The 11,031-nt window shown below is 75.5% G+C and carries 2 protein-coding genes; both read right to left on the reverse strand.

What is annotated here, in order from left to right:
• Positions 1–9,530: SDR family NAD(P)-dependent oxidoreductase (locus tag AB0G08_RS29565; RefSeq protein ID WP_358094085.1), on the reverse strand; the 9,530-nt coding region annotated here is incomplete at its 3' end.
• Positions 9,531–9,587: 57 nt separating this feature from the next.
• Positions 9,588–10,901, reverse strand: a complete 1,314-nt coding sequence (locus AB0G08_RS29570) for a cytochrome P450 (protein WP_358094088.1) — start codon at positions 10,899–10,901, stop codon at positions 9,588–9,590.
• Positions 10,902–11,031: the final 130 nt, after the last annotated feature.

An 11,031-nucleotide genomic window follows, 5' to 3' on the forward strand; every position in this document is an offset into this window, starting at 1 on the left:
CACACCTCGTCGAACGCGGCGGCGAAGACGGGGTACGCGGCGGCGAGTTCGGCGCCCATGCCCACCCGCTGCGCCCCCTGACCCGTGAACAGGAACGCCAGGCCGCCGGTGTCCGGGGTGCCGGTGACCAGGTTGGCGGCGCTGCCGCCGGCGGCCAGCGCGGCGAGGCCGTCGAGGAGTTCCCGCCGGTCGGCCCCGGCGACGGCGGCCCGCTGCGTGAAGGAGACCCGGCCCGCCAGGGAGCGGCCGACGTCGGCGACCGCCAGGTCGGGGTGGGCGGTGAGGTGGTCGTGCAGGCGGCGGGCCTGGTCGCGCAGGGCCTGCTCGGAGCGGGCCGACAACAGCCACGGCACCACCGGCGGCGGCGTGCTGCCGGCGGTGGCCTCCGGGGCGGCGGCGGGCGGCTCCTCGATGATCACGTGCGCGTTCGTGCCGCTGACGCCGAACGAGGACACCCCCGCGCGGCGCGGGTGGCCGTTCGGCTGCCACTCGGCCGCCTCGGTCAGCAGCGCGACCGAGCCCGCCGACCAGTCGATCTTCGGGGACGGCTCGTCGACGTGCAGGGTGCGTGGCAGCAGCCCGTGGCGCAGGGCGAGGACCATCTTGATGACGCCGCCGACGCCGGCGGCGGCCTGGGCGTGGCCGATGTTGGACTTGAGGGAGCCCAGCCAGAGCGGCTGTTCGCGGTCCTGGCCGTAGGTGGCGAGGATGGCCTGGGCCTCGATGGGGTCGCCGAGGGTGGTGCCGGTGCCGTGGGCCTCGACGGCGTCGACCTGGTCGGCGGTCAGGCCGGCGTTGGCGAGCGCGGCGCGGATCACCCGCTGCTGGGAGGGCCCGTTGGGGGCGGTCAACCCGTTGGAGGCGCCGTCCTGGTTCACCGCCGAGCCGCGCACCACCGCGAGCACCCGGTGGCCGTTGCGTCGGGCGTCGGAGAGCCGCTCGACCACGAGTACGCCGACGCCCTCCGCCCAGCCGGTGCCGTCGGCGGCGGCGGCGAACGACTTGCAGCGGCCGTCCGGCGACAGCCCCCGCTGCCTGGAGAACTCGACGTAGAGGCTGGGCGTGGACATGACGGTCACGCCGCCGGTCAGCGCCAGGGAGCACTCGCCGGAGCGCAGCGCCTGCACGGCGAGGTGCAGGGCGACCAGCGACGACGAGCAGGCGGTGTCGACGGTGACCGCCGGCCCCTCCAGCCCGAACGTGTACGCCACCCGGCCGGAGGCGACGCTGCCGGCGGTGCCGGTGCCCCAGAACCCCTCGACACCGTCGGGCACCGCGCTCGCCCCGGCGGCGTAGTCGTGCGTCATGAGGCCGGCGAAGACGCCGGTGGGTGAGCCGCGCAGCGCGTCCGGCCGCAGGCCGGCGTTCTCCAGCGCCGCCGAGCAGGTTTCCAGGAAGATCCGCTGCTGCGGGTCCATCGCCAGCGCCTCGCGGGGGCTGATGCCGAAGAACTCCGCGTCGAACCCGGCCGCGTCGAGCAGGAAGCCGCCCTGGTCGACGTAGCTGGTGCCGGGGGTGTCCGGGTCGGGGTCGAACAGGGTGTCCAGCTGCCAGCCGCGGTCGGTCGGGAAGCCGGTGATCCCCTCGCGGCCGTCGATCAGCAGCTGCCACAGCTCGTCCGGCGAGGTGACGCCGCCGGGGTAGCGGCAGGCCATGCCGACGATCGCGATGGGCTCGTCGGTGGGTCGGGCGGCGACCGTCGCGGCGGCGGGTCGCGGCTCCTCCTCCCGGCCGCCCAACTCGCCCCGCAGGTACTCGACGAGGACCTCCGGGGTGGGGTAGTCGAAGGTCAACGTCGCGGGCAGGCGCAGGCCCGTCGCGGTGTTGAGCCGGTTGCGCAACTCGACGGCCATCAGCGAGTCGAAGCCGAGCTGACGGAACGGCTCGGCCACGGAGACGGCGTCCACGTCCGGCTGGGCGAGCACGGTCGCGACCTGCGTACGCACGATGTCGAGCAGCAGTGCGCGCTGCTCCTGTTCGCTGCGGCCGGCCAGCTCGCGGGCCAGCGCGGTGGCGCCCGGGCGGGTCGCGGCCTGCCGCCGCCGCGGCACCCTGGCCAGGCCGTGCAGCGGGGGCGCGGCGTTCGGCGCGGCGCGTACCGCGGCGACGTCGATGGTGACGGGCGTCAGGTGCGCCTCGTCGGAGCGGCACGCGGCGTCGAACAGCGCGAGCCCCTCCTCGACGCTGTGCGCGAGCAGACCGCCGCGCGCGATCCGGGCCAGGTCGGCCTCGCCGAGCTGGCTGGTCATCTCGCTCTCCTGCGACCACAGGCCCCAGGACAGCGAGAGCCCCGCCCGGCCCTCGGCCCGTCGCTGTGCGGCCAGGCCGTCGAGGAAGGCGTTCGCCGCCGCGTAGTTCGCCTGCCCGGCGGTGCCGATGACGCTCGCGACGGAGGAGTAGAGCACGAACAGCTCCACGTCGCCGGCCAGCTCGTGCAGGTGGAGCGCGGCGTCGACCTTGGGCCGCAGGACGGCGTCGACGCGTTCGGGCGTGAGCGACTCCAGGATGCCGTCGTCGAGCACGCCCGCGGTGTGGACCACGCCCGCCAGCGGCCGGGAGAGCCCGGCGAGCAGCGCGGCCAGCGCCTCGCGGTCGGCGGTGTCGCACGCGACGACGTCGACCGTGGTGGCGCCGAGGGCGGCCAGCTCCTCGGCCAGCTCGGCGGCGCCGGGCGCGTCTGCGCCGCGCCGCGAGACGAGGAGCAGGTGTGCCGCGCCGTGCCGGGTGACCAGGTGGCGGGCGAGCGCGGCGCCGAGCGTACCGGTGCCGCCGGTGATCAGGACCGTGCCGGCCGGGTCGAACAGCCGGCGCTCGGCGGCGGCGGAGGCGTGCCGCGCGAGCCGCGGCACGGTCAGCGCCCCGTCGCGGATGGCGAGCTGCGGCTCCCCGGTGGCGAGCGCGGCGGCGAGGGCGCGCTCGGACTTGTCGGTGCCGTCGGTCTCGACGAGGACGAAGCGGTCCGGGTGCTCGGTCTGGGCGGAGCGGACCAGGCCCCACGCGGCGGCGCCCGCGAGGTCGCCGCCCCGGGTGACCACGGCCAGCCGCGCGGTGCCGGCGGCCGCCCGCTGGACCGTCGCCAGCGTGTCGTACAGGGACCGCCGTACGGCGTCGGCGGTGTCGCCCGCCTCGACGCGGAACACCTCGACGTCGGGCGTGCCGGTGCCGGTCGGGGCGCTCACGGGCACCCAGTCCGTGCGGTACAGCGCGGCGGTGGGGCCGCTCGCGCCGGCCAGTCCGTTCGTCGTGACCGGGCGGACCACGACCGCGTCGGCGCTCAGCACCGGGTTGCCGTCGTCGTCGGTGGTGCTCACCCGCAGGGTGTTCTCGCCGGCCGGGGTCAGCCGGACCCGCAGCGCCGAGGCCCCCCGGCGGTGCAGTCGCACCCCGCGCCAGGAGAAGGGCAGCCACGCCCGGCCGGCCTGTTCCCCGCCGGCGACGTGCAGCACGAGCGGGTGCATGGCGGCGTCGAGCAGCGCTGGGTGTACGCCGTAGCGCACGGCGGCCGGCTCGTCCTCGGCGCGCAGGGTGGCCCGGGCGAACAGTTCGTCGCCGCGCCGCCACACCTCCTGGACGCCCTGGAAGGCGGGGCCGTAGCAGAAGCCGCGCGCCAGCAGCCAGCCGTAGAAGTCGCCGACGTCGACGGGCTCCGCGCCGGGCGGCGGCCACTCCTGCGCCACCGGGGCCGGCGCGGGTGCGTCGGCCAGCGTGCCCGAGGCGTGGCACGTCCACTCCGCGCCCGGCGTGTGCCCGGCCGGCTGGGAGTACACGCCGAACTCGCGGCGGCCCTGCTCGTCGGGTCGGCCGACCCATACCTGGATGTTGACCCGCTGCTGTTCGGTCATCGTCAGCGGGGCCTGGAGGGTGAGTTCCTCGATCGTGCCGCTGCCGGTGTGCTCGGCGGCGTGCGCGGCCAGCTCGAGGAACGCGGTGCCGGGCAGCAGGACCGTGTCGAGGACGGCATGGTCGACCAGCCAGGGTTGCTCGCGCAGGGAGAGCCGCCCGGTGAGCACGAGCCGGTCGGTGTCGACGACGCCCAGCACCGCGCCGAGCAGCGGGTGGCGCGCGGCGGTGAGGCCGGCCGCGCCCACGTCGCCCCCGCCGGCGGGCCGCAGCCAGTACGACCTGCGCTGGAACGGGTACGTCGGCAGCTCGACGGGCCGCGCGGCGGGGAAGTAGGCGTCGGCGTCGGGGGCGGTGCCGGTGGTGAAGAGGTGCCCGACGGCCCTGGCGAGGGTGTGGGTCTCCGGTTGTCCCCGGCGCATGGTGGCGATGCCGGTGGCGTCGCCCGTGGTGGTGGCGAGGACGGTGTCCGGGCCGATCTCCAGGAAGGTGTCGACGTGGTGGTCGGTGGTGAGGTTCCGGACGGCGTCGCGGAAGCGGACGGCCCGGCGGACCTGGTTGACCCAGTGCTCCGGGGTGGAGCGCAGCGGTCGTCCGTCGACGGTGGAGATCAGCCCGATGCGGGGTTCGTGGTGGGTGATGGACTCGGCGACGGCGCGGTAGTCGTCGAGCATCGGGTCCATCAGGTGCGAGTGGGCGCCCAGCGGGATCGGCAGCCGCTTGGTCTTGTGCCCCAGCGCGGCGAGCTGCTCGGCGGCGGCGAGGGTCGCGGCCTCGTCGCCGGAGATGACCAGGTCGGTGGGGGTGTTGATGGCGGCGATGCCGACCTGGTCGCCGAGGTACGCGGTGACCTGCTCCTCGGTGGCCTGCACCGCGACCATCGCGCCGCCCAGCGGCAGGGCCGCCATGAGCGTGGCGCGGGCGGCGACGAGCTTCGCGGCGTCGGCGAGTGACCAGACGCCGGCGACGTACGCGGCGGAGAGCTCGCCGAGTGAGTGCCCCGCCACGAAGTCGGGGCGGATGCCCCACGACTCGACGAGCCGGTGCAGGGCGACCTCGAAGGCGAACAGGGCCGGCTGCGTGTACGCGAACCGGTGCAGGTCGTCGCTGCGGATGATCTCGCGTACCGGCCGGTCCAGGTGCCGGTCCAGCTCGGCGCAGGCCTCGTCGAAGGCGCTCGCGAAGACGGGGTACGCGGCGGCGAGTTCGGCGCCCATCCCGAGGTACTGGGCGCCCGTACCGGTGAACAGGAACGCCAGCCCGCCGGAGCCGGCGGTGCCGGTCAGCACGTCGGGCGCACTCCCGCCGGCGGCGAGGGCGGCGAGGCCGTCGAGCATGTCCTGCCGGGTGGCGCCGGTGACGGCGGCCCGGTGGCCGAAGGTCACCCGGGTGGTGACCAGGGACCGACCGACGTCGGCGACCGACAGCTCGGGCCGGTCGGCGAGGTGGTCGTGCAGCCGGCGGGCCTGCTCCCGCAGGGCCGGCTCGGAGCGGGCCGACAACAGCCACGGCAGCACCGGCGGCGCGGCGGCCGGGGTGGCGGTGGCGTCCGGGGCGGTGGCGTCCGGTGTGGCGGCGGCCTCCGGATCGGCGGGCGGTTCCTCGATGATCACGTGCGCGTTCGTCCCGCTCATGCCGAACGACGAGACGGCGGCCCGGCGCGGACGGTCGCCGGCGGGCCACGCGACCGGCTCGGTCAGCAGCGACACCGCCCCGGCCGACCAGTCCACCTTGCGGCTCGGCTCCGAGACGTGCAGGGTGCGCGGCAGCAGCCCGTGGCGCAGGGCGAGGACCATCTTGATCACGCCGCCGACGCCGGCGGCGGCCTGCGTGTGGCCGATGTTCGTCTTCAGCGAGCCCAGCCAGAGCGGTCGTTCGCGGTCCTGGCCGTAGGTGGCGAGGATGGCCTGGGCCTCGATGGGGTCGCCGAGGGTGGTGCCGGTGCCGTGGGCCTCGACGGCGTCCACCTGGTCGGGCGTCAGGCCGGCGTTGGCCAGGGCCGCCCGGATCACCCGCTGCTGGGACGGCCCGTTCGGGGCGGTGAGGCCGTTGGAGGCGCCGTCCTGGTTCACGGCGGAGCCGCGGACGACGGCCAGCACCCGGTGGCCGTTGCGCCGGGCGTCGGAGAGCCGCTCGACCACCAGCACGCCGGCGCCCTCGCCCCAGCCGGTGCCGTCGGCGTCGTCGGAGAACGCCTTGCACCGCCCGTCGGGGGAGAGGCCGTTCTGCCGGGAGAACTCGGTGAACGTGTCCGTGCCGGACATCACGGTCACCCCGCCCGCCAGCGCCATCGCGCACTCGCCGGAGCGCAGCGCGCGTACGGCCAGGTGCAGGGCGACCAGCGACGCCGAGCAGGCCGTGTCCACGGTCATCGCCTGGCCCTCCAGGCCCAGGGCGTACGCGATCCGGCCGGACGCGACGCTGCCGTGGGTGCCGGTGATGAGGAAGCCGTCGACGCCGTCGTCCTCGCTGTGCCCGAGCCGGCCGTAGTCCTGCACGTGCAGGCCCGTGAAGACGGCGGTGTCGCTGCCGCGCAGCGAGGCCGGCGGGATGCCGGCGTGCTCCAGCGCCTCCCACGCGGTCTCCATCAGCACCCGCTGCTGCGGGTCCATCGCCAGCGCCTCGCGGGGGCTGATGCCGAAGAACTCCGCGTCGAACTCGTCCGCGTCGTACAGGAAGCCGCCGGCGGTCGCGCTGCACGTGCCCGGCCCGTCACCCGCGAACAGCGCGGCGAGGTCCCAGCCGCGGTTGGTGGGGAACTCGCCGATCGCGTCCACGCCCCCCTCGACCACCCGCCAGAGGTCGTCCGGGGAGGCGACGCCGCCGGGGTAGCGGCAGGCCATGCCGACGATCGCGATGGGCTCGGTGTCGTCGTGGGCCTCGACGGCGGCCGGTTCCGCCTCGGCCGCGCCCAGGCCCAGGGCGTCGAGCAGGTGGCTGGCGACGATGTCGGGGGTCGGGTAGTCGAAGACCAGGCTCGCCGGCAGGTTCAGGCCGGTCGCTTCGCAGAGCCGGCCCCGCAGCTGCACGGCGGTGAGCGAGTCGAAGCCGAGCTGGCGGAACGGCGTCTCGACCTCGATCGTCGCGGGCGCCTGGTCCCGCAGGACCTCGACGGTGGCGGCCCGCACGACGTCGCGCAGCAGGCCGAGCCGGTCGGCCTCCGGCAGCACCAGCAGCCGCTCGGTGAGGGCGGCCCGGGTGCCCTCGGGGTCGACCTCGGCGGCCACCACGGGACGCGCGGCGACCACGCAGGGCTCGCCCGCCGCCAGCGCGGCGTCGAGCAGGGCGGCACGTCGCGCCACGGGCAGTTCGGCGAAGCCGGGCGCGCTCCACGCCACGGAGACGCCGGGCAGGTCGCGGGCGCGGCGGTGCCGCACCAGCGCGTCGGCGACGGCGGCGTCCCGGTCGCCGGAGAGCAGCACGAGCGCGGTGCCGGCGTGCCCGGGCGTCGCCTCGTGCAGCGCCAGCAGCTCCTCGGCGGTGAGGTCCACCGCCACGACGGTGGTGACCGGCAGGTCGGCGAGCACGGCCGCCAGCGCCGCCCGGTCGAACGGCACGCCCGGCTGCACGGTCGTCCCGGCGCCGAGGGCCGCCAGCTCGGCCGGCGCGCCGGCGGGAACGTCGTCCGGCCCCACCAGGACCAGGTCGCGTACGTCGTGGGCCGCCGCGAGGTGGCGGGCCAGCGTCGCGTCGTACGAGCGGGCGACGAGCGCGACCGTGCCCCGCAGCGGCGCGTCGCCGGGCCGGGCGGGGACGGCCGCGTACCGGGGCACGAGCAGCTCGCCCGCGCGTACGGCCAGCATGTCCTCGCCGGCGGCCACGGCGGCGCCCAGCAGGTCCGCGGTGACCTCGTCGGCGTCCACCAGCACGAGCCGGCCGGGGCGGCGGAGCTGGTGGGCCCGCGCCACCGACCAGGCGACGGCCTGCCGGGGGTCCGCCGCGTCGTCGCCGTGGACGGCGCCGCGGGTCAGCACGACCAGGCGGGAGTCCGCCGGCCGGTCCTCGTCGAGCGCCCGGGCCAACAGCTCGGACAGCGCGGCGGGGTCGGCGTAGCTGTCGACGGCGGGCCCGTCGCCGGCGAGCCCCGTGGTGAGCTCGGGCGGGCCCGCCACCGACCAGGTGAGCGGGGCGGAGGCGTCCGGGCCGGCGTCCCGCGCGTGCGCGGCGGCCGGCTCCCAGCGGAGCGCGTGCAGCGCGTCGTATTGCGGTCCGGCCACGCAGAGCAGGCGGGCGGGCAGCTCGGCGAGCCGGTGGCGCGCGGGACCGCCGAGGGCGGTGCGCGGGATCTCCCGCACCAGGTACGTCTCGACCGGCACGGCCGCGGCGGGCAGCTCGGCACGGCACGCCGCCAGCAGGCGGTCGGCGTCCACGTCGGAGCCGACCACGTACGCGACCGGTCCGTCGGAGGAGGCCCGGGTCGCCGCGTCGCGCACCCCGGGCACGCTCCGCAGCACGGTGTCGGTTCGGTCCAGCCGCACCCGCTCGCCGCCGACCTCGGCCACGTCGGCCAGCCGGCCGGTGATCGTGAGGTGCCCGGAGTCGTCCCGGCGGGCCAGGTCGCCGGTGCGGTACCAGCCTCCGCGCAGCGCCTCGGCCGTCTCGGCGGCGAGGTCGTGGTAGCCGCCGGCCATCACGTTCGGGCCGCTGACCCAGACCTCGCCCTCCTGGCCGGGGCCCAGGTCGGCGCCCGATCCGGGGTCGACCACCCGCACGCTCAGCCCCGGCAGGGGCAGGCAGCGCCGTTCCGCGTCGCCGTTCGGCCAGCTCACCGCGATCAGGCCGGACGTCTCGGTGGTCACGTAGCCGGTCAGCAGCGGCGCGGCGAACGCGGCCTCGAAGGGCCGGCGCAGCGCGGCGTCCACCGGGCCGACGGCCAGCGCGATCCGTACCCCCTGCGCGTCCGGGCCCGGCGCGTCCAGCAGGGCCCGGTGCGTGGCGCCGGTGCCCACCAGCACGGTGCTGCCCTGCGCGGCGAGCGCGGCCCGCAGCTCGTCCGGGGACAGGCCGCCCGCGAGCCGGACCGACGCCCCCGCCGCGGTGGCGGCGAGGAGCTGCCCGAACCAGGCGTGCACGGGCAGCATCCACAGCACCCGGTCGTCCTCGGCGCACCCGAGCCCGGCCACGTACGCCGCCGCGGCGGCGGGCCACAGCGCGTTGCGCTGCGTGGACAGCACGCCCTTGCGGGGACCGGTCGTCCCCGCCGTGTAGGTGAGGAACGCCAGGTCGTCGAGGCCCGCGTCGTCCTGGGGCGGCGACGACGGTTCGGTCGTCGCCAGCTCCTCGAACGAGTGCGCCCCGCCGTCGTCTGCGCCGTCGACCACGAGGACCGACACCGACACCCGCGCCGCGTTGGCCGCGTCGGTGATGACCGCGTCGGCGCCCGCGTGCTCGACCAGCCGGGCCAGCTCGGCGTCGTCCACGGCCGGGTCCAGCGGCACGGCGATCCCGCCGGCGCGGACGACGGCGAGGACGCCCTCCACTGCCGCGACGCCGTCGAGCAGGACGACGACCCGGTCCGCCGGCCACACGCCGAGATCGGCGAGGTGGCCGGCGAGGCGCGCCGTGCGTACCGCCAACTCCGCGTGGGTCACGCTCCGCCGTGGATCGGCGTACGCGATCCGGTTGCCGGACCGTTCGGCGTTGGTCCGGAGCAGTTCGGGCAGGGGCTGGAGCAGATCGGTACGCGGCATGGTTCAACAACCTCTTGTCGGACAGGAGTTGCGATGCGGGCCGGGGTGGGGAAGCGCTCAGACCGTGACCGGGAGGGACACCAGGGCGGGCACCAGCGGGCTACGCCGGACCTTCAGCGACTCCCGGGGCGCGGCTAGCTTGATGTTCGGGAAACGGGTGAAGAGCTGACGCAGCGCGATGGTGGTCTCCATCCGGGCCAGCTCGGAGCCCGAGCAGAAGTGCGGGCCGCCGCCGAACGCCACGTGCCCCTTGTCCTCGCGGTCGATGTCGAGGACCTCAGGATCGGGGAACCGCTTCGGGTCGTTGTTGGCCGCGGTCAGGTGCAGGAGCACCGTCTCGCCCTTGGCGATCTTCGTGCCGTCGATCTCCAGGTCCTCGGTGGCGAAGCGGCGGAAGCCGTGGTGCACGGAGCCGTGCTTGCGCAGCAGCTCCTCGACGGCCACGTCGAACAGGTCCGGGTCCTTGCGGAGCCGCTCCAGCGTCTCCGGATTGTCCAGCAGCGCCAGCGCGCCCCGGCCGATCATGCCCGCGGTGGTGTCGTAGCCGCCCAGCATCGTCAGCAGGGCCAGGGCCATCACCTGGTAGACGTTGAGTTCGGGCTCGCCGTCGGCGTTCTTGGCGTGGATCCAGTACGAGAAGAGGTCCTCGCCGGGCTCCTTCGTCTTCTCCTCCCGGACCATGTTCATGAAGTGCGACATCTTCGTGCGGACCATCGCGTTGGTCTCGTTGTCGCCGCTGAACACCAGGTCCGCCCAGTGCTTCAGGTCCTTGCGGTACTCCTCGCGGATGCCGAGCACGTCGCAGACGATGGTGATCGGCAGGATTGCCGCGTAGTCCTCGACCAGGTCGCCGCCGCCCGCCGCCTCGATCGCGTCGAGCCGGGCCTCGACCAGCTGGTGCACCCGGGGCCGGAACGTCTCCAGGTTGCGGGGCAGGAAGGTGAAGTTGATCATCTTCTTGAGCCGCGTGTGCTCCGGCGGGTCGAGGGTGACGATCGTGCCGGTCGCCTCGCCCTCCGGGAAGCGCGTGCTGGTGAAGTCCCCGTTGCTGTACTCGCGAGGCCGCGCGAGGCGCCTGTCGCGCAGTGCGGAATAGACCTCGGCGTGGCCGGTCACCAGCCACACGGGACCGTGGTCGTCGAGGCAGGTCCGGTGGACGGTGCCCTTCTCATGCAGTGACGCATAGAGCTCGTAGGCCGCGTACGGGCTCGCGAAGTAGTCGTCGTCCATCAGCATCTGATGCCCGTGCGCCGGGCACTTGTTCGCCATGTCGTCCTCGCTGTGGTCGCAGAGCAGGAATTGCCGTCGGCCTCCGATGCGCCAGGCGTCGCGGACCGCGCGCGCCCCTGATGTTGCCCGCAGGCGGTCCACGCTCGGGTAATCGTGGAGGTGATCGTGGTTGGCGTCGGGGTGGGTCAGTGGGTTAGTGCGGGGATCTGGATTTTGGCGTCGTGTTCGAGGATGCGTTGTTGGAGTTCTTGGAGGCTGCGGCCGGGTTCGA

The sequence above is a fragment of the Micromonospora sp. NPDC023644 genome, from assembly GCF_040640115.1.
Classification (GTDB): domain Bacteria; phylum Actinomycetota; class Actinomycetes; order Mycobacteriales; family Micromonosporaceae; genus Micromonospora.